Raw genomic sequence first — 24431 nt, 5'->3', positions numbered from 1 at the left:
GAGACTGTGCTTGCTCCCGCCACCCACCCCCCCCCAGGCCGCCCCCCCCCCGCCCCCTCCACCCCCCGCCCGGCTCCGGGGGGCGCGGCTCCCGCCCCCCCCGCCGCGGTGACCGGACCAGGCCGGACCGGTCAGTCCACCGTCCAGGTGTCGCCGCCCGCCAGCAGCGCGGCCAGGTCGCCCGGCCCGCGATCGGCCTGCGCGGCCGCCAACTGCCCCGCCATCAGCTCGTCGTAGACAGGCCGCCGCACATCGCGCAGGACACCGATCGGGGTGTGGTGCAGGGTGTCGGCGTCGGCGATCCGGGACAGCGCGAAGGCCGCCGTCGGGTTGGCCGCGTGCGCGTCGTGGACCAGCACCTGCGCCTCGTTGTCCGCCGTCACCGGGGCGGTGAACAGCTCGCCGTCCGGGCCGCGGAACACGCCGCCGGCCAGGTCCGCGCCGAAGCGGATCGGCTGGCCGTGCTCCAGCCGGATCAGCGCCTCGTCCCGGGTGCCGGGCTGCTTCAAGGCCTCGAACGCACCGTCGTTGAAGATGTTGCAGTTCTGGTAGATCTCCACCAGCGCGGTGCCCTCGTGCGCGGCCGCCGCCCGCAGCACCGACTGCAGGTGCTGGCGGTCCGAGTCGATCGTCCGGGCGACGAAGGACGCCTCGGCGCCGATCGCCAGCGAGAGCGGGTTGAACGGCGCGTCCAGCGAGCCCATCGGCGTCGACTTGGTGATCTTGCCCAGCTCGCTGGTCGGCGAGTACTGGCCCTTGGTCAGGCCGTAGATCCGGTTGTTGAACAGCAGGATCTTCAGATTGACGTTGCGCCGCAGCGCGTGGATCAGGTGGTTGCCGCCGATGGACAGCGCGTCGCCGTCCCCGGTCACCACCCACACGCTCAGGTCCTGCCGCGCGGACGCCAGCCCGGTCGCGATCGCCGGCGCGCGCCCGTGGATCGAGTGCACCCCGTAGGTGTTCATGTAGTACGGGAAGCGCGAGGAACAGCCGATCCCGGAGACGAACACGGTGTTCTCGCGCTTGATGCCGAGCTCCGGCATGAAGCCCTGCACCGCCGCCAGGACGGCGTAGTCCCCGCAGCCGGGGCACCAGCGCACCTCCTGGTCGGTCTTGAAGTCCCGTGCGCTCTGCGGTTCTTCGGCCTTGGGCACCAGGCGCAGGGAGGGGAAGCCGTTCTCGCTCATCGGTGGTCCTCCTCGTCCAGGGTGCCGATCGCCGCCGACAGCACGTCAGCCAACTGTGCCGCCTTGAACGGCAGTCCACGCACCTGGTTGTAGGACTCCGCGTCCACCAGGTACTTCGCCCGCAACAGCAGCGCGAGCTGGCCGAGGTTCATCTCCGGCACGACGACCTTCTCGTAACTCCTGAGCACCGCACCCAGGTTGGCCGGGAAGGGGTTCAGGTGGCGCAGGTGCGCCTGGGCGACCTCCCCGCCGTCCGCCCGCACCCGCCGCACGGCCGCGGTGATCGGCCCGTACGTCGAACCCCAGCCGAGCACCAGCACCCGCGCCTCGCCGCTCGGGTCGTCGACCTCCACGTCGGGGACGGCGATCCCGTCGATCTTCGCCTGCCGGGTGCGGACCATGAAGTCGTGGTTCGCCGGGTCGTAGGAGATGTTCCCCGTCCCGTCCTGCTTCTCGATCCCGCCGATCCGGTGCTCCAGCCCCGGCGTGCCGGGCAGCGCCCACGGCCTGGCCAGGGTCTTCGGATCCCGCAGGTAGGGCCAGAACGAGCCGTCCTCGCGGTTCGGACCGGTCGCGAAGTCCGGGCTGATCAGCGGGAGTTCGTCCACCTCCGGGATCCGCCACGGCTCCGAGCCGTTCGCCAGGTAGCCGTCCGAGAGCAGGAACACCGGCGTCCGGTACGTCACCGCGATCCGCGCCGCCTCCAGCGCCGCGTCGAAGCACTCGGCCGGCGTCGCCGGGGCGACGATCGGCACCGGCGCCTCGCCGTTGCGCCCGAACATCGCCTGCAGCAGGTCCGCCTGCTCCGTCTTGGTCGGCAGGCCGGTGGAGGGGCCGCCGCGCTGGATGTCCACGACCAGCAGCGGCAGTTCCAGCGACACCGCCAGGCCGATCGTCTCGCTCTTCAGCGCCACCCCGGGGCCCGAGGTCGTCGTCACGCCGAGCGCGCCGCCGAAGGACGCGCCGAGCGCGGCGCCGATCCCGGCGATCTCGTCCTCGGCCTGGAAGGTGCGGACCCCGAAGTTCTTGTGCCGGCTCAGCTCGTGCAGGATGTCCGAGGCCGGCGTGATCGGGTACGAGCCCAGGTACAGCGGCAGCCCGGAGCGCTGCGCGGCGGCGATCAGGCCGTAGGAGAGCGCCAGGTTCCCCGAGATGTTGCGGTAGCGCCCGGCCGGGAGCTTGGCCGGCGGCACCTCGTAGGAGACCGCGAAGGTCTCCGTGGTCTCGCCGAAGTTCCAACCCGCCTTGAACGCGCTGATGTTCGCCTCGGCGATCTGCGGCTTCTTCGCGAACTTGCTGCGCAGGAAGGTCTCCGTCCCGCGGGTGGGGCGGTGGTACATCCAGGACAGCAGCCCCAGCGCGAACATGTTCTTGGCCCGCTCGGCGTCCTTGCGCGCCAGCCCGCTGTCCTTCAACGCCTCCAGGGTCAGCGTCGTCAGCGGCACCTTGTGCAGGTGGTAGCCCTCCAGCGAGCCGTCGGCCAGCGGATCCGCCGCGTAACCGACCTTCGCCAGCGCGCGCTTGGTGAACTCGTCCGTGTTGACGATGATCTGCGCGCCGCGCGGCAGGTCCTCCAGGTTCGCCTTCAGCGCCGCCGGGTTCATCGCCACCAGCACGTTCGGCGCGTCCCCCGGGGTGAGGATGTCGTGGTCCGCGAAGTGCAGTTGGAAGCTCGACACGCCCGGCAGCGTCCCGGCGGGCGCCCGGATCTCGGCCGGGAAGTTCGGCAGCGTGGAGAGGTCGTTGCCGAACGACGCCGTCTCCGAGGTGAACCGGTCACCGGTGAGCTGCATGCCGTCACCCGAGTCGCCGGCGAAACGGATGATCACCCGGTCGAGTCGGCGAATCGGCTTGCCGTGCCTCGGCGGCGAACCTCCCGGGGCCGTTGGATCGGCGGGCACGGCCGCACCGGGGCGTCCGTCACCACTCCCGGAACGACCACCGTCGCCGTCCGAGCCGTCCACTGCCTCTGACTGATCGACCTGACTGGTCACTGCCGCGGACCTCCTCGAGGGCACACCACCGCGGGCGCGGCCCCGTGCCCCGTCCGCTTGGTGCACCTCCCGCATCCTATGCGCGGGCACTTGATCCCGGACGGAACTCCCACGTGCGGCGGGAAAACACCGGCCCGCGCCCGAACCGCACACGGGGTACAACGTCCGACCGCCGGAGATCATTCCGCGTCCGACGGCCGCTCCCCCGGCCCCTGCCTCCGAGCCGCCCGGCCGGCTACGAGTTGAGGTAGGTGAGCACCGCCAGCACCCGGCGGTGGTCCTCCGGGCTCTGCGCCAGGCCCAGCTTCAGGAAGATGTTGCTGACGTGCTTCTCCACCGCGCCGTCCGAGACCACCAGCTGCTTGGCCACCGCGCTGTTGGTGCGGCCCTCCGCCATCAGCCCGAGCACCTCCCGCTCGCGCGGGGTGAGGTTGGCCAGCACATCGCCCTTGCGGCTGCGGCTGAGGAGTTGCTGCACCACCTCCGGGTCCAGCGCGGTGCCGCCGTCGGCGACCCGGACCACCGCGTCCGCGAACTCGCGCACCTCCGCGACCCGGTCCTTCAGCAGGTAGCCGACGCCCCGGGTCGAACCCGCCAGCAGCTCGGAGGCGTACCGCTCCTCCACGAACTGCGACAGCACCAGCACGTTCAGCTCCGGGTAGCGGCCGCGCAGCTCGACGCAGGCGCGCAGGCCCTCGTCGGTGTGGCTCGGCGGCATCCGCACGTCGGAGACCACGACGTCCGGCAGCTGCCCGGCCGCGGCCAGGTCGTGGATGGTCTTCACCAGCGCGGCGCCGTCCCCGACACCCGCCACGACCTCCAGGCCCCGGTCGGTGAGCAGCCGGGTCAGGCCCTCCCGCAGCAGTACGGAGTCCTCGGCTATGACGACACGGCGCATGGTGACCTTCCCGGCAGGGCTGAGCTGACAGAGGCCAGTCTCCCCCATCCGGGCAACCACCCGACCCGCCGTCCGCGGATCCGCCGGCCGGGGGCTGCCGCCCGCCGCGCCCCGGTCACATGGTCCGGATCGCCACCGCGTCGCAGAGCCCCTCCAGGGCCGCCTTCGCCGCGCAGTCCGGCAGCGGGGCGAGCAGCGCCCGGGCGTCCTCGGCCTGGCGCAGCGTCTCCCGGCGGGCGCGCTCCAGCGCGGGGTGGCGGCGCAGCAGCCGCAGCGCCTCGGCGTGCAGTTCGTCGTCGGCGAGGTCCAGGGTGAGCAGTTCGCGCAGCCGGGTGTCGGCCGGGTCGGCGGGGTCGGCCGGCATCTGCTCCAGCAGCAGGGTCGGCAGGGTCGGCACGCCCTCGCGCAGGTCGGTGCCGGGCGTCTTGCCGGACTCCTGGCCGTCGCTGGCGATGTCCAGCACGTCGTCGGCCAGCTGGAAGGCGATGCCGATCCGCTCGCCGAACTCGCTGAGGGTGTCCACCATCCACGACTCGGCGCCGGCCATCAGTGCTCCTATCCGGCAGGAGACCGCGATCAGCGAACCGGTCTTGCCGGCCAGCACGTCGAGGTAGTGCAGCAGCGGGTCGCCGTCCGGGCCGGGGCCCCGGGTCTCCAGGATCTGGCCGGTGACCAGCCGCTCGAAGGCGTCGGCCTGCATCCGCACCGCCTCGGGGCCGAGGTCGGCGAGCACCTGGGAGGCGCGGGAGAATAGGAAGTCGCCGGTGAGGATGGCCACCGAGTTGTCCCAGCGGGAGTTGGCGCTGGGGGCGCCGCGGCGCACCGGGGCCTCGTCCATGACGTCGTCGTGGTACAGGGTCGCCAGGTGGGTGAGCTCGACGACGACGGCGGCCGGCACCACCCCGGGCGCCCCCGGGTCGCCGAACTGCGCCGCCAGCAGCAGCAGCAGCGGGCGGAAGCGCTTGCCGCCGGCCTCGATGAGGTGACTGGCGGTGATGGTGATGAACGGGACGTCGCTCTTGACGGCCTCGGCGAGAGCCGTCTCCACCGCGTCCAGTCCGGCCTGAACGTCCCGGGTCAGGTCGCGGTCCTGCACGCTGAGCCCGAAGGGTCCCACGACGGTCACGAAGACCACTCCTCTGTCCCTGGTCGATCTAGCGGCCTGGTCCCTGAGTGCCGCCGCTGGCCATACAGGCAGGGTATCCGGTCACGAGTGGATCACTGCACGGGCGTGCGGATCCTGTCATGATCGGGCCGGATGCCCTGGTCAGGGCGGCTGTGGGGGCAGTACTGCGGTGGGGGCGAATTCAGCTGGAAAACACGGGCCGGAGCCCCTGCGCCGGCAGGCCGGCGGCAAACGCGCGTCCGGACCGCGCGCCGAGGGCGCGGCCCGGACGGGCCCGGGGCGGCGGCGCCGCCCCGGCAGCGGTCAGCGGACGAACAGCGCGGCCTTCGACGCCAGGTCCAGGAAGTACTGCGGCAGCAGGCCGAGACCCAGCGTGACCAGCACCCCCACCCCGATCGCGGTCGCCGTGAAGGCGCTCGGGATCGCCACCGTCGGGCCGCCCGGCTTCGGGTCGGAGAAGAACATCAGCACGATGACCCGGATGTAGAAGAACGCGGCCACCGCCGAGCTCAGCACACCCACGATCACCAGCGGCGTCGCCCCGCCGGCCGCCGCCGCCTGGAACACCGCGAACTTCCCGGTGAACCCGGAGGTCAGCGGGATCCCGGCGAAGGCCAGCAGGAACAGCGCGAACACCGCCGCCACCAGCGGCGAGCGCCGGCCCAGCCCGGCCCAGCTGGACAGGTGGGTCGCCTCGCCCTTGGAGTCGCGCACCAGGGTGACCACGGCGAACGCGCCGAGCGTCACGAAGGAGTACGACAGCAGGTAGAACAGCACCGAGGACAGGCCCTGCTTGTTGGTGGCGATCACGCCCGTGAGGATGAACCCGGCGTGCGCGATCGAGGAGTACGCCAACAGCCGCTTGACGTCCTGCTGGGTGACCGCCAGCACCGCGCCCACCACCATGGTGAGGATCGCCACCCCCCACAGCACCGGCCGCCAGTCCAGCCGCAGGCCCGGGAAGGCCACGTAGAACAGCCGCAGGAACGCCCCGAAGGCCGCGACCTTCGTCGCCGCCGCCATGAAACCGGTCACCGGGGTCGGCGCGCCCTGGTACACGTCCGGGGTCCAGGAGTGGAACGGCACCGCGCCGACCTTGAACAGCAGGCCGACCGCGAGCATCGCCAGGCCGATCAGCAGCAGCGCGTCACTCTGGGTGCTGCTCAGCTGCGCCGGGGTGGTCATCGCCTTGCCGGAGATCACGTCCGAGATGTCGCCGAGCTTCACGCTGCCCGCGTAGCCGTACAGCAGCGCGGTGCCGAACAGGAAGAACGCCGAGGCGAAGGCGCCCAGCAGGAAGTACTTGACGGCCGCCTCCTGGGAGAGCAGCCGGCGGCGCCGGGCCAGCGCGCAGAGCAGGTACAGCGGGAGGGAGAAGACCTCCAGCGCCACGAACATCGTCAGCAGGTCGTTGGCCGCGGGGAACAGCAGCATCCCGCCGACCGCGAACATGGTGAGCGGGAAGACCTCGCTGGTGGCGAAGCCCGCCCGGACCGCGGCCCGCTCCTGCTCGCCGCCGGGGGTGGCGGCGGCCTGGGCCGCGAAGGCGTCGGCGGGCAGGCCGCCCACCGTGGGCTCCAGCTTCCGTTCGGCGTAGGTGAGCACCGCGACGACGGCGACCAGCAGGATCACGCCTTGCAGGAACAGCGCCGGGCCGTCCAGCGCGACCGACTCCATGGCCAGCAGGTCGACCCGGGTGGAGCCGAAGCCCTGGGAGGCCAGCACCACCACGGCGACGAAGGAGCCGATCAGCCCGGCCAGGGCGAGCGACACCTGCGTCCAGTGCCGGTACCGGCGGGGCACGAAGGCCTCCACCAGGATGCCGGCCACGGCGGCGCCGAACACCACCAGCATCGGGGAGAGCTGGCCGTACTCCAGGTGCGGCGCCGGGATGCTGGCGGTGTTGCCGCCGGCGGCGGCGAGCATGCCGGTGGTGCTCACTTCTGCTCACCTCCTGAGGTGGCGGCGACCGGGTGGGCCGGCGCCGGGTCGGTCTCGTGGACCTGCGAGAGCGTCGCGTTCACCGAGGGGTTGACCAGGTCGGTGAGCGGCTTGGGGTAGACGCCGAGCAGGATGGTCAGCGCCACCAGCGGGGCGACCACGGCCAGTTCGCGGACCTTGAGGTCGGGCATCCCGCCGACGCCGGCCTTCACCGGGCCGGTCATGGTGCGCTGGTACAGCAGCAGGGCGTACAGCGCGGCCAGCACGATGCCGAAGGTCGCCACGATGCCGATCGCCGGATAGCGGGTGAACGTGCCCACCAGCACCAGGAACTCACTGACGAACGGGGCCAGCCCGGGCAGCGACAGGGTCGCCAGACCGCCGACCAGGAACGTCCCGGCGAGCACCGGCGCGACCTTCTGCACCCCGCCGTAGTCGGCGATCAGCCGCGAACCGCGACGGGAGATCAGGAAGCCCGCCACCAGCATCCACGCGGCGGTGGAGATGCCGTGGTTGACCATGTAGAGGGTGGCGCCGCTCTGGCCCTGGCTGGTCAGCGCGAAGATGCCCATGATGATGAAGCCGAAGTGCGAGATCGACGCGTAGGCGACCAGCCGCTTGATGTCCTTCTGGCCGACCGCCAGCAGCGCGCCGTAGATGATCCCGATCACCGACAGGACCAGGATCGCCGGGGCGAAGGTCTTCGAGGCGTGCGGGAACAGCCCGAGGCAGAAGCGCAGCATCGCGAAGGTGCCGACCTTGTCCACCACGGCGGTGATCAGCACGGCGGTGCCGGCGGTGGCCTCGCCCATCGCGTTCGGCAGCCAGGTGTGCAGCGGCCACAGCGGGGCCTTCACCGCGAAGGCGAAAAAGAAGCCCAGGAACAGCGCCTTCTCGGCGGTGCCGGACAGCTGCAGCTTGCCGTCGGCGATCGCCGAGGTGAGGGTCTGGAGGTCGAAGGTGCCGAAGCCCTGGTCCTGCGCGATCACGTACAGGCCGATCACGGCGGCCAGCATCACCAGGCCGCCGAGCAGGTTGTAGAGCAGGAACTTCACGGCCGCGTACGAGCGCTGGCGCGCCGCGTCGGGGCCGCCGGCCCGGTCGCCGAAGCCGCCGATCAGGAAGTACATCGGGATCAGCATGGCTTCGAAGAACACGTAGAAGAGGAAGACGTCGGTGGCGTAGAAGGAGACGACCACCATCGCCTCCACCGCCAGGATCAGGGCGAAGAAGCCCTGGGTGCGGCGCCTGCCCTCAAAAGTGTCGGGGGCGAAGGTGCCGTCGGGGCCGGCCGGCCCCGGGTCGGCGTCGTGCCAGGAGGCCAGCATCACCACCGGCACCAGGACGGCGGTGAGCAGGGCGAGGACAGCGCCGATGCCGTCCACGCCGAGCGAGAAGGTGATGCCGAAGGAGCGGATCCAGCTGTACGACTCGGTCAGCTGGTAGCGGTCGCCGTGCGGGTCGAAGCGGGTCGCCACCACGGCGGCCAGCACCAGGGTGACGGCCGAGACGCCCAGGGCGACGGCCTTGGTGGTCGAGCGGCGGCGCTCGGTCGACCCGGCGGGCAGCGCGGCGGTCAGCACCGCGCCGGCCGCCGGGACGGCACAGGTGGCGGTCAACAACGCGCTCATGGCCGCACCCCCCACGTGGAATCTGCGCGAGTCATCAGACGGACCTCATCAGGAGAGTCGTGGCGACCAGCACCAGCGTGCCGCCGAACATGGAGAGCGCGTACGAGCGGACGAAGCCGTTCTGGATCCGCCGCAGCCGACTGGACACCCCGCCGATGGTGGCGGCCAGGCCGTTGACGAAGCCGTCCAGGCCGCGGCTGTCGAAGTAGACCAGCGTCGCGGTGAGCGCCGAGCCCGGGCGGACCAGGACGGCGTGGTTGAAGTCGTCCTGGAGCAGGTCGCGGCGGGCGGCCCGGGTGAGCGGGGAGCCGACCGGCGCCACCACGGGGACGGCGGAGCGCCCGTACATCAGGTACGAGACGAGGACGCCGGCCAGCATGCAGGCCGTGGTGAGCACGGTGACCACCAGCGGGGCGAGCGGCGAGTTGCCCTCGGAGTGTCCGGTGACGGGCTCCAGCCAGGTCAGGAACGAGTCGTTGAAGGCGAACAGCCCGCCCGCGAAGACCGAGCCGAAGGCCAGCAGGACCATCGGGATGGTCATGGTCTTCGGGGACTCGTGCGGGTGCGGGGCGTTGCCGTCGGCGTCCGGCTGCCAGCGCTTCTCTCCGAAGAAGGTCAGCAGCATCACCCGGGTCATGTAGAACGCGGTGACGGCGGCGCCGGTCAGCGCGCACAGGCCGAGGATCCAGCCCTCGGTGCCGCCCTTGGCGAAGGCCGCCTCGATGATCTTGTCCTTGGAGAAGAAGCCGGACAGACCGGGGAAGCCGATGATCGCCAGGTAGCCGAGGCCGAAGGTGACGAAGGTGACCGGCATGAACTTGCGTAGGCCGCCGTAGTGACGCATGTTCACCTCGTCGTTCATGCCGTGCATGACCGACCCGGCGCCGAGGAACAGCCCGGCCTTGAAGAAGCCGTGCGTCACCAGGTGCATGATCGCGAAGGCGTAGCCGATCGGGCCGAGCCCGGCCGCCAGCACCATGTAGCCGATCTGCGACATCGTCGACCCGGCCAGCGCCTTCTTGATGTCGTCCTTCGCGCAACCGACGATCGCACCGAACAGCAGCGTGACCGCGCCGACCACCACCACGGCGGTCTGCGCGTCCGGCGCCAGGTCGAAGATCGCCGACGAGCGGGTGATCAGGTAGACGCCGGCGGTCACCATGGTGGCCGCGTGGATCAGCGCCGACACCGGGGTCGGGCCCTCCATCGCGTCGCCCAGCCAGGACTGCAGCGGCACCTGCGCCGACTTGCCGCAGGCCGCCAGCAGCAGCATCAGGCCGATCGCCGTCAGCTTGCCCTCGCTCGCCTGCGCCGCCCCACCGAAGACCGGTTGGAAGGCGAAGGAGCCGAACTCGGTGAACATCAGCATGATCGCGATCGACAGGCCCAGGTCACCGACCCGGTTGACGATGAACGCCTTCTTCGCCGCCGTCGCCGCGCTCGGCTTGTGCTGCCAGAAACCGATCAGCAGGTACGAGGCGAGGCCCACGCCCTCCCAACCGAAGTACAGCAGCAGGTAGTTGTCGGCGACCACCAGCAGCAGCATGGCGGCCAGGAACAGGTTCAGGTACGCGAAGAAGCGGCGCCGGCGCTCGTCGTGCGCCATGTAGCCCACCGAGTACAGGTGGATCAGCGTGCCGACACCGGTGATCAGCAGGACGAAGGTCATCGACAACTGGTCGAGCCGGAACGACATGTCGGCCTGGAACCCGTTCACCGGGATCCAGCTGAACAGGTGTTGGGTGACGGCCCGGTGCTCGGCCTCGCGGCCCAGCATGTCCCAGAACAGCGCCAGGCCGAAGCCGAACGAGAGCGCCGCGAGGGCGGTGGCCAGCCAGTGGCCGAAGCGGTCCAGCGCGCGGCCGCCGAGCAGGAGCAGGGCGGCGCCGGCCAGCGGGGCCGCCACCAGCAGCGGAATGAGAGAGTTCACCGAGGCCCTCCGCCTACAGCTTCATCAGATTGCTGTCGTCGACCGAAGCGGAGTGCCTGGTCCGGAAGATGGAGACGATGATGGCGAGGCCGACCACGACCTCGGCCGCCGCGACCACCATCGTGAAGAACGCGATGATCTGACCGTCCAGGGTGCCGTGCAGCCTGGAGAAGGTCACCAGGGCGAGGTTCGAGGCGTTCAGCATCAGCTCCACGCACATGAACAGCACGATCGCGTTGCGCCGGATCAGCACTCCGGCCGCGCCGATGGTGAACAACAGGGCCGCGAGGTACAGGTAGTTGACCGGGTTCACTCCGCTCCCCCCTCGTCGGCGCGGCCGTTCAGGCCGTCCTTGCCGTTAAGGCCGTCCTTGGCGTTCAGACCGCCGTTGGCATTCAGACCGCCGTTGACGTTCAGACCGTTCGGACCGTTCGGACCGCCGTTGCCGTCCTTGCCGTTCACCGACGCCGGCACCGGCTCCAGCGACTTGCGCGGTCCGGAGACCGCCGGCCGCTCGGACGACGGCCGGCCCAGCCAGTCCGCCGTGGTGTTCTCCAGCTCGGCCATCCGCCGCAGCATCTCCTGACTGACGTCCCGGACCTGGCCGCGCTCGCGCAGCGTCGCCATCACCGAGTCCTCGGCGATCGTGCCGTCCGGCAGCAGCGCCGGAACGTCCACCGCGTTGTGCCGCGCGTACACGCCCGGCGCCGGCAGCGGCGGCAGCTGGAGGTTGTCCACGACCCGCTGGGCGGCCAGCTCGCGCTGCGTCTTCGGCGCCTTCACGTGCTCGCGGTGGGTCAGCACCATCGCACCGATCGCCGCGGTGATCAGCAGCGCGCCGGTGACCTCGAACGCCCACACGTACCGGGTGAAGATCAGCCGGGCCAGGCCCGGTACATTGCCCTCGGCGTTCGCCTCGGACAGGCCGGTGAAGTGGTCCAGCCGCGCGTTGGCGATCCCGGCGATCAGCAGCACGCCGAAGCCCAGCCCGCACAGCACCGCGGCGACCCGCTGGCCCTTCAGCTGCTCCTTCAGGGAGTCCTCGCTGGTGACGCCGACCAGCATCACCACGAACAGGAACAGCATCATGATCGCGCCGGTGTACACGACGATCTGCACCACGCCCAGGAACACCGCGCCCTGCGCCATGTAACAGACCGCCAGCGCCATCATCGTGGCCGCCAGGCACAGCGCGCTGTGCACGGCCTTGCGCATCAGCACCATACCGAGCGCGCCGCCGACCGCGAGCACCGCGAGCACCCAGAACTGGACGGCCTCCCCGACGGAGGTCGTCCCGGTCGCGGCCAGGTTGAGGGAGGTCACTGCTGGACCTCCCGCTCCCGGTCGGTGCGCTCCTGCTGGACCGTCCCGGGCGCCGCCGCGGTGATCTCGCCCCGGTAGTACGCGCCCTCGTCGGCGCCCGGGAAGATCGAGTGCGGGGAGTCCACCATGCCCTCGGACAGGCCGACCAGCAGCTGCTCCTTGGTGAAGATCAGGTCCCGGCGCGAGGAGTCGGCCAGCTCGTACTCGTTGGTCATGGTGAGCGCGCGGGTCGGACAGGCCTCGATGCACAGCCCGCACAGGATGCAGCGGGCGTAGTTGATCTGGTAGACCGCGCCGTAGCGCTCGCCCGGCGAGTAGCGCTCCTCCTCCCGGTTGTCCGCGCCCTCCACGTAGATGGCGTCGGCCGGACAGGCCCACGCGCACAGCTCGCAGCCGATGCACTTCTCCAGGCCGTCCGGGTGCCGGTTCAGCTGGTGGCGGCCGTGGAAGCGCGGAGCGGTGGGCTTCTTCTGCTCCGGGTACTGCTCGGTGAGCCGCTTCTTGAACATGGCCTTGAAGGTCACGCCGAAGCCGGCGGCCGGGCCGAGGATCGACGGCTTGTCGGGCCGTTCGGCCCGTTCCGTCTGGTCGGACGACATCTCGGTTCAGCTCCCTTCGGTATGGTCGGCCCCGTTGAGGGCTTCCTGGAGTTGCTTCGGGGCCCGGCTGCGCCGGCGCGGCACCGGCGGGAGCTCCTGCCCGGGCAGCGGGGGCACCGGGTAGCCGCCCGCCATCGGGTCGAACTCCCCCTTCGGCAGGGTTGGTTCGGGCTCGGGTTCCTTCTTCAGGAAGTCCCGCAGCAGGGCGAGCAGCAGGATCGCCCCGACCGGCGCGCCGACGTACAGCACCACCTCGCCGAAGCCGTAGCCCTCGTTGCGCAGCGCCCGCACGCTCGCGATCAGCACCAGCCACACCAGCGAGACCGGGATCAGCACCTTCCAGCCCAGCTTCATGAACTGGTCGTAGCGGAACCGGGGCAGCGTGCCGCGCAGCCAGATGAAGAAGAACAGCAGCAGCTGGATCTTCAGCGTGATCCACAGCATCGGCCACCAGCCGTGGTTGGCGCCCTCCCAGAAGGTCGACACCGGCCACGGGGCCCGCCAGCCGCCCAGGAACAGGGTGGAGGCCACCGCCGAGACGGTCACCATGTTGACGTACTCGGCCAGCATGAACATCGCGAACTTCAGCGAGGAGTACTCGGTGTTGAAGCCGCCGACCAGCTCGCCCTCGGCCTCCGGGAGGTCGAACGGCGCCCGGTTGGTCTCACCCACCATCGCGATGATGTACACGATGAACGACACCGGCAGCAGCGCCGCGAACCAGGTCGGCTGCTGGTGCGCCACGATCTCCGAGGTCGACATCGACCCCGAGTAGATGAACACCGCCGCGAAGGACAGACCCATCGCGATCTCGTAGCTGACCATCTGCGCGGCCGAGCGCAGCCCGCCCAGCAGCGGGTACGTCGAACCGGACGACCAGCCGGCCAGCACGATGCCGTAGATGCCGATCGAGGCCGTCGCCAGGATGTACAGCAGCGCCACCGGGAAGTCGGTCAGCTGCATCGCCGTCCGGGTGCCGAAGATCGACACCTCGTTGCCGGCCGGCCCGAACGGGATCACCGCGAAGGCCATGAACGCCGGGACGGCGCAGACGATCGGGGCCAGGATGTAGACCACCTTGTCCGCGCCCTTGACCACCAGGTCTTCCTTGAGCGCCAGCTTCACGCCGTCCGCCAGGGACTGCAGCATCCCCCACGGCCCGTGCCGGTTCGGCCCGATGCGCAGCTGCATCCAGGCCACCACCTTGCGCTCCCAGACGATCGCGATCAGCACCGTCAGGACCAGGAAGCCGAAGCAGAACACCGCCTTCAGCAGCACCATCCACCACGGGTCCTGCCCGAAGAAGTGGAGCGTCTCGTACGGCTGCGGAGTCATCGCTCCTCCCCTTCAGTGCCCGCGTCGCCCGCCGCGGCCTCGGCCCGGACGGCCGGCTCGGGGGCGGCCACGGCGATCGTGACCAGATGGCCGACGGTGGTGCCGAGCGCGCGGTGGGCACCGCCCGGCGTGGAGTTGAGCGGGATCCAGACCGTGCGGTCCGGGATCGAGTCGGTGACCTCCAGCGGCAGGGTCAGCGAGCCGGCCGGGCCGGTCAGCCGCAGCGCCCCGCCCGCCTCGGCGCCGGTGTCCTTCGCGCCGATCTCCTTCGCGGTGGCCGGCGAGACCCGGGCCACCGCCCGGTGCCGGGTGCCCGCCAGGTGCGGATCGCCCTGCTGCAACGTGCCGTTGTCCAGCAGCTGGCGCCAACCCGCCAGCACCGCCTGGCCGGTGGCCGGGCGGGGCAGCACGCCGGGGTGCGCGGCCGGGTCCGCGGACCGGTCACCCGCCCACGGGGTGAAGTGGTCCAGCTCCAGCCGGGCCGCCCGGACGTCCGGCAGACCCAAGCGGTGGCCCAGCGCCTCCGCCAGCATGGTCAGCACCCGCAGGTCCGGGTACAGATGGCGGCCCATCTGCTGATCGGGCTTGAGCGCCGCCTCGAACATCCGCAGCCGGCCCTCCCAGTCCAGGAAGGCACCGGCCTTCTCCGCCACCGCCGCCACCGGCAGCACCACGTCCGCGCGCGCCGTCACCGCGGAGGGCCGCAGCTCCAGCGACACCACGAACGGCACCGCCGCCAGCGCCGCGTCGGCCAGCGCCGGATCCGGCAGGTCGTCCGGGTCGACGCCGCCGACCAGCAGCGCGTCCAGCTCACCGTGCGCCGCGGCCGTCAGGATCTGCTCGGTGTCCCGGCCCGGCCCGGACGGCAGCTCCGCCACCCCCCACACCCCGGCGGCCTCCGCCCGGGCGGCCGGAGCCGCCACCGGACGGCCGCCGGGCAGCAGCCCCGGCAGCAGGCCCGCCTCGACCGCACCGCGCTCACCCGCCCGGCGAGGCACCCACGCCAGCCGGGCGCCGGTCGCGTGCGCCAGCCGCAGCACCGCCGTCAGCGCGCCCGGGGCCGCGGCCAGCCGCTCGCCCACCAGGATCACCGCGCCCGGGCCGCGCAGCAGCTCGGCGGCCCGCCCGGCCTCGTCGTTCAGCGGCTCGTCGGCGGCCAGCGCGGCGAACCACTCCGCCTCCGTGCCCGGGGCCGCCGGCAGCAGCGCGCCACGCAGCTTGGCCAGGCCCCGGGAGGCGAACGCCGCCACCGAGTACACCTTCAGGCCCCGGTCGCGGCTCGCCTTGCGCAGCCGCAGGAAGACGATCGGCGACTCCTCCTCCGGCTCGAAGCCCGCCAGCAGCACCGCCGGAGCCTGCTCCAGCTGCTCGTAGGTGAGGCCCTCGCCGTCCACGTCCACCCCGCGCCCGGCGACGGCGGCGGCCAGGAAGTCCGCCTCCTCTCCGCTGTGCGGGCGGGCCCGGAAGTCCACGTCGTTGGTGCCGAGCACCACCCGCGCGAACTTCCCGTACGCATAGGCGTCCTCGACGGTCACCCGGCCACCGGTCAGCACCCCGGCGCGGACGCCGCGCAGTCCCTCGGCGGCCCGGGCCAGCGCCTCCGGCCAGGAGACGGGCACCAGCTCGCCGTCCACCCGCACCAGCGGGGTCGCGATCCGGTCCCGCTGCTGGGCGTAGCGGAACGCGAACCGGCCCTTGTCGCAGTTCCACTCCTCGTTGACCGCCGGGTCCTCGCCCGCCAGCCGGCGCAGCACCTTGCCGCGCCGGTGGTCGGTGCGCTGGGCGCAGCCCGCGGAGCAGTGCTCGCACACGCTCGGCGAGGAGACCAGGTCGAACGGGCGGGAGCGGAAACGGTAGGCCGCCGACGTCAGGGCGCCCACCGGGCAGATCTGGATGGTGTTCCCGGAGAAGTACGAGTCGAGCGGCTCGTCGTCCCCGGTGCCGACCTGCTGGAGCGCGCCGCGTTCCAGCAGGTCGATGAACGGGTCCCCGGCGATCTGCTGCGAGAAGCGGGTGCAGCGCGCGCACAGCACGCAGCGCTCCCGGTCCAGCAGCACCTGGGTGCTGAGCGGGATCGGCTTCTCGTAGGTGCGCTTCATCCCCTCGAAGCGGGTGTCGGCGTCACCCGTGGACATCGCCTGGTTCTGCAGCGGGCACTCGCCGCCCTTGTCGCAGACCGGGCAGTCCAGCGGGTGGTTGATCAGCAGCAGCTCCATCACGCCGCGCTGCGCCTTCTCGGCCACCGGCGAACTCACCTGGGTGCGCACCACCATGCCCTCGGCGACCGGGATGGTGCAGGAGGCGACGGGCTTGCGCTGGCCCTCGATCTCGACGATGCACTGCCGGCAGGCTCCGGCCGGGTCGAGCAGCGGGTGGTCGCAGAAGCGCGGGATCTGGGTGCCGATCCGTTCAGCGGCCCGGATCACCAACGTCCCCTTGGGGACCTGCACTTCGACGCCGTCGATGGTGAGCGTGACCAGCTCGACCGCGGCCTTGTCGCCCGTGGAGGTGGATGGCTCTGTGATCGTCACGCGTGCACCTCCCTTTCGGTGGCGGACTGGTGGCCGGGGCGGGGGCCGTCGGCCCAGACGGTGGAGGCGGCCGGGTCGAACGGGCAGCGGCGCTCGGCCAGGTGCTGCTCGTACTCGGCCCGGAAGTGCTGGAGGGAGGAGACGATCGGGCTCGCGGCGCCGTCGCCCAGTGCGCAGAAGGACTTGCCGTTGATGTTGTCGGCGATGTCGAGGAGCTTCTCCAGGTCCCCCTCGACGCCCGCGCCCGCCTCGATCCGCTTGAGCAACTGGACCAGCCAGTAGGTGCCCTCGCGGCAGGGGGTGCACTTGCCGCAGGACTCGTGGGCGTAGAACTCGGTCCAGCGGGTGACCGCCCGCACCACGCAGGTGGTCTCGTCGAAGACCTGCAGCGCCTTGGTGCCGAGCATCGAGCCGGCCGCGCCGACACCCTCGTAGTCCAGCGGGACGTCCAGGTGCTCGTCGGTGAACATCGGGGTGGACGAGCCGCCCGGGGTCCAGAACTTGAGCCGGTGCCCGGGGCGGACGCCGCCGCTCATGTCCAGCAGCTGGCGCAGCGTGATGCCCAGCGGCGCCTCGTACTGGCCGGGGTTGGTGACGTGGCCGGAGAGCGAGTACAGCGTGAAGCCGGGGGACTTCTCGGTGCCCAGGCCCTTGAACCACTCCTTGCCGCGGGCCAGGATCGGCGGCACCGAGGCGATCGACTCGACGTTGTTGACCACCGTCGGGCAGGCGTACAGGCCGGCGATCGCCGGGAACGGCGGCCGCAGCCGGGGCTGGCCGCGGCGGCCCTCCAGCGAGTCCAGCAGCGCCGTCTCCTCGCCGCAGATGTAGGCGCCGGCGCCGGCGTGCACGGTGATGTCGAGGTCGACGCCGGAGCCGAGGATGTCCCGGCCGAGCAGCCCGGCCTGGTACGCCTCGGCGACGGCCGCGTGCAGGCGGCGCAGCACCGGGACGACCTCGCCGCGCAGGTAGATGAACGCGTGGTCGCAGCGGATCGCGTAGGAGGCGATGATCATGCCCTCGATCAGCGCGTGCGGGTTGGCGAACAGCAGCGGGATGTCCTTGCAGGTGCCCGGCTCGGACTCGTCCGCGTTGACCACCAGGTAGTGCGGCTTGCCGTCGTTCTGCGGGATGAACTGCCACTTCATCCCGGTGGGGAAGCCGGCGCCGCCGCGACCGCGCAGCCCGGAGTCCTTCACCAGGGCGATCACGTCGTCCGGCGGCATCGCCAGGGCCGCCTTGAGGCCGTCGTAGCCGTGGTGGCGGCGGTAGGTGGCCAGCGTCCAGGGCCGGTCGTCGTCCCAGGAGGCGGACAGGACGGGGGTGAGCAGCTTCTCGGCCGGCTCGGCGGCGGTCATCACGCTTCCGTCCCTTCGTGGCCGGTGCCCTCGTGGCCGGTGCTCTCGTAGCCGGCGCCCTCGTGGCCGATGCCCTCGTGGCGGGGTGCGACGACCTTGGTGCCGCCGGTGCCGGGCAGCGCCTCGCCCTTGGCCAGGCGCAGGCCCGCCAGCGAGGGCGCGCCGCCCGCGCCGGACTCGTCGTTGGCACCCGGGCGCTCGTCGGGGAAGCCCGCCAGGATCCGGGCGGACTCCTTGAAGGTGCACAGCCGGGCGCCGCGGGTCGGCCGGACCTCCCGGCCCGCGCGCAGGTCGTCGACCAGCCGCTTGGCGCTCTCCGGGGTCTGGTCGTCGAAGAACTCCCAGTTGACCATCACCACGGGCGCGTAGTCGCAGGCCGCGTTGCACTCGATGTGCTCGATCGAGATCTCGCCGTCCCCGGTGGTCTCGTTGTTGCGCACGCCGAGGTGCTGCTGGAGCTCGTCGAAGATCTGGTCGCCGCCGAGCACCGCGCACAGGGTGTTGGTGCAGACCCCGACGTGGTACTTCCCGGCCGGGCGCCGCCGGTACATGGTGTAGAAGGTGGCGACGGCGGTCACCTCGGCGGTGGTGAGGTCCAACTGCTCGGCGCAGAACCGGATGCCGGTCGGGCTGACGAAGCCCTCCTCGGCCTGCACCAGGTGCAGCAGCGGCAGCAGCGCCGACCGGGCCTGCGGGTAGCGGCCGATCAGCTCCGCGGCGTCGGCGGCCAGCCGGGCGTGCACCTCCTCGGGGTACGGTGTGGCCGGCAGCGCCGGCATCCCCAACTGAACGTCTGTCACCGGTCCACGCCTCCCATCACCGGGTCGATCCCGGCCACCGCGACGATCACGTCGGCGACCTGGCCGCCCTCGCACATCGCCGCCATCGACTGCAGATTGGTGAACGACGGATCCCGGAAATGGACCCGGTACGGGCGCGTCCCGCCGTCGCTGACCACGTGCACGCCCAGCTCGCCCTTGGGCGACTCGACCGCCGCGTACGCCTGGCCGACCGGGACCCGGAAGCCCTCGGTGACCAGCTTGAAGTGGTGGATCAGGGCCTCCATCGAGGTGCCCATGATCTTGCGGATGTGGTCGAGCGAGTTGCCCATCCCGTCCGGTCCGACGGCGAGTTGGGCGGGCCAGGCGATCTTCTTGTCGGCCACCATCACCGGGCCCGGCCGCAGCCGGTCCAGGCACTGCTCGACGATCCCCAGCGACTGCCGCATCTCCTCCAGGCGGATCAGGAAGCGGCCGTAGGAATCGGCGCTGTCCGCGATCGCGACCTCGAAGTCGTAGTCCTGGTAGCCGCAGTACGGGTCGGTCTTGCGCAGGTCGTGCGGCAGGCCGGTGGCACGCAGGATCGGGCCGGTGGCGCCGAGGGCCAGGCAGCCGGGCAAATCGAGGAAACCGACGTCGACCAGGCGGGCCTTGAACACCGGGTTCCCGGTGGCGAGTTTGTCGTACTCGTGCATCCGGGAGCGCAGGGTCTTCACGCACTCGCGGATCTGGTCGACGGCGCCGGGCGGGAGGTCCTGGGCGAGGCCGCCGGGGCGCACGTACGCGTGGTTCATGCGCAGGCCGGTGACCAGCTCGAAGACGTCCAGGATCAGCTCGCGGTCGCGGAAGCCGTAGATCATCAGGGTGGTGGAGCCGATCTCCATGCCACCGGTGGCCAGGCAGACCAGGTGCGAGGCGATCCGGTTGAGCTCCATCATCAGCACCCGGATCACGGTGGCCCGGTCCGGGATGTCGTCGGTGATGCCGAGCAGCTTCTCGACGGCCAGGCAGTACGCGGTCTCGTTGAACAGCGGGGTCAGGTAGTCCATCCGGGTCACGAAGGTGGTGCCCTGGACCCAGTTGCGGAACTCCATGTTCTTCTCGATGCCGGTGTGGAGGTAGCCGATGCCGCAGCGGGCCTCCTTCACCGTCTCGCCGTCGATCTCCAGGATCAGCCGCAGCACGCCGTGGGTGGACGGGTGCTGGGGGCCCATGTTGACGATGATGCGCTCGTCGTCGGCCCGGCCGACCGCCTCGACCACCTCGCCCCAGTCGCCGCCGGTGACCGTGAAGACCCGGCCCTCGGTGGTCTCCCGGGCCTCTGCCTGCTCGGCTCCTTCGTGGGGACGAGTCCCTTCGTCGTGCCGAGCCTCTTCGTCGTGCCGAGTACTCATCAGCTGTACGACCTCCGCTGGTCGGGAGCCGGGATCTGGGCGCCCTTGTACTCGACGGGGATGCCGCCGAGCGGGTAGTCCTTGCGCTGCGGGTGGCCCAGCCAGTCGTCCGGCATCATGATCCGGGTGAGCGCCGGGTGGCCGTCGAAGACCAGGCCGAAGAAGTCGTAGGCCTCGCGCTCGTGCCAGTCGTTGGTCGGGTAGACGCTCACCACGGAGGGGATGCGCGGGTCGGCGTCCGGCGCGGTGACCTCCACCCGGATCAGCCGTCCGTGGGTGATCGACCGCAGGTGGTAGACCGCGTGCAGCTCGCGGCCCTTGTCGTCGGGGTAGTGCACGCCGCTCACGCCCAGGCACAGCTCGAAACGCAGCGCCGGGTCGTCGCGCAGGGTGCGGGCGGTCCGGAGCAGGTGGGCGCGGTCGATGTGGAAGGTGAGCTCGCCGCGGTCGACAACGGTCTTCTCGATCACCTCGGCCGGGTCCAGGCCCTGCTCCTCCAGGGCGCCCTCCAGCTCGTCGGCGACCTCGTCGAACCAGCCGCCGTACGGCCGTTCGCTCGGGCCGGGCAGCACGATCGGCGCGGCCAGGCCGCCGAAGCCGGAGGTGTCACCGCTGCCCAGGGCGCCGAACATGCCCTGCCGGCGGCCGACCACCTCGACCGGGATCTCGCGGACCGGGTGCTCGCGACGGGTCTCGGGTACCTGCTCGTTCATCGCAGCAGCCCCCGCATCTCGCTGACCGGGGTGGCCTTGAGGGCGAGCGCCTCGCCGAGCTCCTCGGCCCGGATCCGGTTCGCGCCCAGCGGCTCGTGCTGGATCTTGTCGTGCAGCTTCAGGATGGCGTCCATCAGCATCTCCGGGCGGGGCGGGCAACCGGGCAGGTAGATGTCCACCGGGACGATGTGGTCGACGCCCTGCACGATCGCGTAGTTGTTGAACATCCCGCCCGAGGAGGCGCAGACGCCCATCGAGATGACCCACTTCGGGTTGGCCATCTGGTCGTACACCTGGCGCAGCACCGGGGCCATCTTCTGGCTCACCCGACCCGCCACGATCATCAGATCGGCCTGCCGGGGGGAGCCCCGGAACACCTCCATGCCGAACCGGGCCAGGTCGTAGCGGCCGGCGCCGGTGGTCATCATCTCGATCGCGCAGCAGGCCAGACCGAAGGTGGCCGGGAAGAGTGACGCCTTGCGCACCCAACCGGCGGCCGTCTCCACGGTCGTGAGCAGAAAGCCGCTCGGCAGCTTCTCCTCGATTCCCATCAGATCCCTCTCAATGCCCTCAAGAAGCCCTCAAGTCCTGTGGTACCTCGGCCCGTTCGGGCTTGTCCGCTCGTTCACAAAGGCGGCGGCCACCCCGCGCTCAGTCCCACTCCAGGCCGCCGCGGCGCCACACGTAGGCGTAGGCGACGAAGACCGTGGCGATGAACAGGAGCATCTCGACCAACCCGAAGATCCCCAGGGCGTCGAAGGTCACCGCCCAGGGATAGAGAAAGACGATCTCGATGTCGAAGACGATGAAGAGCATCGCCGTCAGGTAGTACTTGATCGGGAACCGACCGCCGCCCACGGGCTGCGGGGTCGGCTCGATGCCGCACTCGTACGCCTCCAACTTGGCCCGGTTGTAGCGCTTGGGGCCGGTGAGTGAGGCCATCACGACGGAGCCGACCGCGAACGCCGCCGCGATGGCACCGAGTACGAGGATCGGCGCGTAGGCATTCATAGCCCCCGCTCCCTCCGTCCAGTCGTCCTTGACTGCAGATCGGAACCGGCAGGTCACGCTGAGGTGAACCCGCGTTCCGGTTCCCGGGATCCACCTCATGTGAGGCAGTTCACAAAGCCTGGAACGAGCGCATCCTATGCCCGTCGGCTTGTGATCTGCGACACGCAGTTCAACGTCATCTTTGTGATCTACGCCACGATGGGAATCGTGCCGAATATGAACATGTCCAGAATTGTCAACACAAAGAAGTCAAATGGTCACAACCAGTCGCATTTACTTGTGAAGCGGCTGGTCAGAGCCGCGCTCCTATATCAACTATGCGTCGACGGGAGCAAATTTCGAGGCGCCATGTTGACGTGTTATAGCGGCTCACTCTGAGGGGTGGCGGGGGGCCGAACGCTCGCTTGACCCTTCGTTCACAAGCGCGCGAAACGGTCCTTGGGGCCCTCCCCCTCCCCCTCCCCCTCCCCCACCCCGCCCGCCGCCCGCCGCCCGCCGCCCGCCGCCCGCCCGACCCTCTCCTGCGCTGGGCCATGCCCGGCCCAGCGCGCGGCGCCCCGACCTCCGTGCGCTGCCCTTCCCGCGCCGCCTTCCCTGGGGCCCTTTCCTGGGGGCCCTTCCTCGGGGCCGCTGCCCTCTGCCCTCGCGCCCGCGTCCGGGCTCGCCCCACCGTTCACCGGGGCCGGTTACCGGCTACCGGCCCTGCTCCCAGACCCAGGCCGCGATGCCCACCCGGTTACGGGCACCGAGCTTGCGCTGGACGTTGGCGAGGTGGTTCTTGACCGTCCCCGGCGAGATGAACAGCCCCGCTCCGATCTCGGCGTTCGTCGCGCCGTCTGCCACCTGTTCGGCGATCTCCCTTTCTCTCGCGGTCAGTTCCTCGATCGGGCCGGCTATCAGCGGCGCCGCCGCCGAAGGCCCCGCTCCGGCCGTACGGTCGCTCCCGGGCGCCGTCATGTGCCGCAGCAGCCGGACGGTGACCTGTGGACTGATCAACGCGTCCCCGGCCATCGCCGCCCGCACCGCCTCGATCAGCAGCACTGGCCCCGATCGCTTCAACAGGAAGCCGGCCGCCCCATGCCGCAGGGCCGTATGCACGTACTCGTCCAGGTCGAAGGTGGTCACCACGATCACCTTGCACTCGCCGGCCAGCTGCCTCGTGACCTCCAAGCCGTCGAGCCTCGGCATTCGAATGTCCGCGAGCACGACGTCCGGTCGAAGCCGTCGGGCCTCCTCCACCGCCGCGGCGCCGTCCGCCACCTCCGCCACCACCGACATGTCCGGCTGAACGTCCAGGATCATCCGGAACGCGGTGCGGACATCGGCCTGGTCGTCCGCGACCAGGATCCGGATCGGCCCTGTGCTGCCGATCATTTCCACCTCTCCCCTGAACTGGTCCTCACCGGAATCACTGGTTTCTCCTGACTCTCCTGTCGTTCCTGCCTCTCCAGCGGCAGTCTCGCCGCCACCCGCCAAGCCTCCCGCTCCTCCGTGCCTGCCGCGAACGTGCCGCCGAGCGCCTCCACTCGGGCCGCCAGCCCCGGCAATCCGCTGCCGCCGCCACCGCGCGGGCGCCCACCCGCGCCGGGTGCGAGTCCGTCGTTCGTCACGGTCAACTCCAGCCACCCGCCCGCGCGACGGGCACGGACCTCGACCGTCCGGGCGCCCGCAGCGTGCCGCCGGACGTTGGTCAGCGCCTCGACCACGATCCGGTGGACCGTGCCCTCCACCTCCCGGGGGACCGGCCCGTCCGGCAGCTCCACCCGGACCTCGGCGCCGCCCAAGGCGGTGAACCGTTCTGCCACCTCCGCCAGCTCGGCCAGCCCCTGTTGCGGTCCGCGCCCGCTCCCCTCCTCCGTGCGCAGCAGTTGAACCGTCCGGTCCAGCGAGGCCAGGGCCCGCTGCCCGGCCTGTTCTATCCGCTCGAACATCTCGACCGCCCGGGCTGGGTCAGCCGCGGCCAGGTACACCCCGGCCTGAGCCTGGGCGACCATGCCGCTCACGTCGTGCGCCACGAAATCGTGCAGGTCGTGGGCCAGTTCGAGCCGCTGGGAACGCCTGGCCTCGGCCACCGCCCGACACCGCCCCTCGTCCAGGCCGCGCAGGTAGAGCCCGGTCAGGACGGCCGGCAGGGCCAGCATCGACCCGAATCCGAAGAGGGTGAGCACGTCTCCGGGCCCGCCGATCGCCTCGAACCGGGACGGCCAGAGCGCGACCGCGCCGCAAGCCGTCCACGTCGCCAGCGCGCACCGGAGGCCGTCCTCGACGCGCAGGGCGAGGACCACGGACAGCAGGAGGGCGGCCAGTTCGACCAGGCCGACCAGCCCGGGCCACCGGTCCGACTCCGTCCAGCGGCCGGTGAGCCAGACGGCAACCGTGACCGCGGCCGACATCGCCCCGGCCGTCGCCGTCACGACCGCCATGCCGTGGCGCCTGCGCGCCGCCCGGACCAGCGGAAGCACGGCCGGGACGATCACCGCCAGCATCTGATTCATCGCCATCTCCTCCCTTCGACTGCCGTCACGTTACGACGCGGCGCAGGTTGCCCGCCTGTGCCGATCGGCATATTTCAGAGGCCTGTTGAGCAGGGAGAACAGCCCGATCGGCAGCTGCCGCTCGCCGCGTGGAACGGCCAGGCTTGAGCCATCGAAGCGGCCGGAGCGCCGGCCGCGAAGGGAGTT

The 24431-nt window shown here is 71.1% G+C and carries 20 protein-coding genes; all 20 read right to left on the bottom strand.

The features are described from left to right. Nucleotides 1-131: 131 nt before the first annotated feature. The 20 genes from ACFV6D_RS24880 to ACFV6D_RS24785 all read right to left on the bottom strand — a co-directional run bounded on the left by ACFV6D_RS24880 (nt 132) and on the right by ACFV6D_RS24785 (nt 24245). Nucleotides 132-1187, bottom strand: coding sequence for a 2-oxoacid:ferredoxin oxidoreductase subunit beta (locus ACFV6D_RS24880; protein ID WP_380344876.1), 1056 nt, complete (start codon nt 1185-1187; stop codon nt 132-134). Beyond that, nucleotides 1184-3181, bottom strand: coding sequence for a 2-oxoacid:acceptor oxidoreductase subunit alpha (locus ACFV6D_RS24875; protein WP_380561141.1), 1998 nt, complete (start codon nt 3179-3181; stop codon nt 1184-1186). The genes ACFV6D_RS24880 and ACFV6D_RS24875 overlap by 4 nt, the downstream gene beginning before the upstream one ends. 235 nt (nt 3182-3416) lie before the next feature. Then, the gene (locus tag ACFV6D_RS24870) at nt 3417-4079 is read right to left on the bottom strand and encodes a response regulator transcription factor (RefSeq protein WP_063348138.1); all 663 of its coding nucleotides are present in this window, start codon (nt 4077-4079) and stop codon (nt 3417-3419) included. Between the two features lie 115 nt (nt 4080-4194). Continuing rightward, nucleotides 4195-5205 carry a polyprenyl synthetase family protein gene (locus ACFV6D_RS24865; RefSeq protein WP_063351191.1) on the bottom strand — a complete coding sequence of 337 codons (1011 nt, stop codon included), beginning with the start codon at nt 5203-5205 and terminating at the stop codon, nt 4195-4197. 303 nt (nt 5206-5508) lie between these two features. Beyond that, nucleotides 5509-7131: an NADH-quinone oxidoreductase subunit NuoN gene (nuoN, locus tag ACFV6D_RS24860; protein ID WP_380423208.1), complete on the bottom strand. Its 1623-nt coding sequence runs from the start codon at nt 7129-7131 to the stop codon at nt 5509-5511. Between the two features lie 11 nt (nt 7132-7142). Beyond that, nucleotides 7143-8777, bottom strand: a complete 1635-nt coding sequence (locus tag ACFV6D_RS24855) for an NADH-quinone oxidoreductase subunit M (RefSeq protein WP_380423204.1) — start codon at nt 8775-8777, stop codon at nt 7143-7145. Nucleotides 8778-8811: 34 nt separating this feature from the next. Then, nucleotides 8812-10707 (bottom strand): NADH-quinone oxidoreductase subunit L, encoded by a 1896-nt coding sequence (gene nuoL, locus ACFV6D_RS24850; protein WP_380423203.1) that lies wholly within the window; start codon nt 10705-10707, stop codon nt 8812-8814. A 13-nt stretch (nt 10708-10720) separates the two neighbouring features. Further along, nucleotides 10721-11020: an NADH-quinone oxidoreductase subunit NuoK gene (gene nuoK, locus ACFV6D_RS24845; RefSeq protein WP_030060110.1), complete on the bottom strand. Its 300-nt coding sequence runs from the start codon at nt 11018-11020 to the stop codon at nt 10721-10723. Further along, nucleotides 11017-12030, bottom strand: a complete 1014-nt coding sequence (locus tag ACFV6D_RS24840) for an NADH-quinone oxidoreductase subunit J (protein ID WP_380423202.1) — start codon at nt 12028-12030, stop codon at nt 11017-11019. The genes nuoK and ACFV6D_RS24840 overlap by 4 nt, the downstream gene beginning before the upstream one ends. Continuing rightward, nucleotides 12027-12629: an NADH-quinone oxidoreductase subunit NuoI gene (nuoI, locus tag ACFV6D_RS24835; RefSeq protein WP_363371702.1), complete on the bottom strand. Its 603-nt coding sequence runs from the start codon at nt 12627-12629 to the stop codon at nt 12027-12029. Before nuoI ends, ACFV6D_RS24840 begins: the two co-directional genes overlap by 4 nt. A 6-nt stretch (nt 12630-12635) precedes the next feature. Further along, a complete protein-coding gene (gene nuoH, locus ACFV6D_RS24830) occupies nt 12636-13964 on the bottom strand; it encodes an NADH-quinone oxidoreductase subunit NuoH (RefSeq protein WP_380423201.1) in 1329 nt (442 codons plus the stop codon). Next, nucleotides 13961-16495 carry an NADH-quinone oxidoreductase subunit G gene (locus tag ACFV6D_RS24825; protein ID WP_380561140.1) on the bottom strand — a complete coding sequence of 845 codons (2535 nt, stop codon included), beginning with the start codon at nt 16493-16495 and terminating at the stop codon, nt 13961-13963. Before ACFV6D_RS24825 ends, nuoH begins: the two co-directional genes overlap by 4 nt. After that, nucleotides 16492-17853 carry an NADH-quinone oxidoreductase subunit NuoF gene (nuoF, locus tag ACFV6D_RS24820; RefSeq protein WP_363371709.1) on the bottom strand — a complete coding sequence of 454 codons (1362 nt, stop codon included), beginning with the start codon at nt 17851-17853 and terminating at the stop codon, nt 16492-16494. Before nuoF ends, ACFV6D_RS24825 begins: the two co-directional genes overlap by 4 nt. Beyond that, nucleotides 17853-18632 carry an NADH-quinone oxidoreductase subunit NuoE gene (gene nuoE / locus ACFV6D_RS24815; protein WP_079135683.1) on the bottom strand — a complete coding sequence of 260 codons (780 nt, stop codon included), beginning with the start codon at nt 18630-18632 and terminating at the stop codon, nt 17853-17855. The genes nuoF and nuoE overlap by 1 nt, the downstream gene beginning before the upstream one ends. A 17-nt stretch (nt 18633-18649) precedes the next feature. After that, entirely contained in the window at nt 18650-20026 is a 1377-nt protein-coding gene (locus tag ACFV6D_RS24810; RefSeq protein ID WP_063348145.1) for an NADH-quinone oxidoreductase subunit D, read from the bottom strand. After that, a complete protein-coding gene (locus ACFV6D_RS24805) occupies nt 20026-20739 on the bottom strand; it encodes an NADH-quinone oxidoreductase subunit C (protein ID WP_063348146.1) in 714 nt (237 codons plus the stop codon). Before ACFV6D_RS24805 ends, ACFV6D_RS24810 begins: the two co-directional genes overlap by 1 nt. Beyond that, nucleotides 20736-21290, bottom strand: coding sequence for an NADH-quinone oxidoreductase subunit B family protein (locus ACFV6D_RS24800; RefSeq protein ID WP_063348147.1), 555 nt, complete (start codon nt 21288-21290; stop codon nt 20736-20738). Before ACFV6D_RS24800 ends, ACFV6D_RS24805 begins: the two co-directional genes overlap by 4 nt. A gap of 100 nt (nt 21291-21390) precedes the next feature. After that, nucleotides 21391-21750, bottom strand: coding sequence for an NADH-quinone oxidoreductase subunit A (locus tag ACFV6D_RS24795; protein WP_030060100.1), 360 nt, complete (start codon nt 21748-21750; stop codon nt 21391-21393). Between the two features lie 693 nt (nt 21751-22443). Further along, the gene (locus tag ACFV6D_RS24790) at nt 22444-23124 is read right to left on the bottom strand and encodes a response regulator (protein ID WP_380344892.1); all 681 of its coding nucleotides are present in this window, start codon (nt 23122-23124) and stop codon (nt 22444-22446) included. After that, complete coding sequence (locus tag ACFV6D_RS24785) at nt 23121-24245, bottom strand: sensor histidine kinase (RefSeq protein WP_380561139.1); 1125 nt, start codon at nt 24243-24245, stop codon at nt 23121-23123. Before ACFV6D_RS24785 ends, ACFV6D_RS24790 begins: the two co-directional genes overlap by 4 nt. Nucleotides 24246-24431 lie beyond the last annotated feature (186 nt).

The organism is Kitasatospora sp. NPDC059812, assembly GCF_042732075.1.
Classification (GTDB): Bacteria; Actinomycetota; Actinomycetes; order Streptomycetales; family Streptomycetaceae; genus Kitasatospora.
Note: the sequence above shows the minus strand (reverse complement) of the source record. Positions and strands in the feature narration are given on the sequence as shown.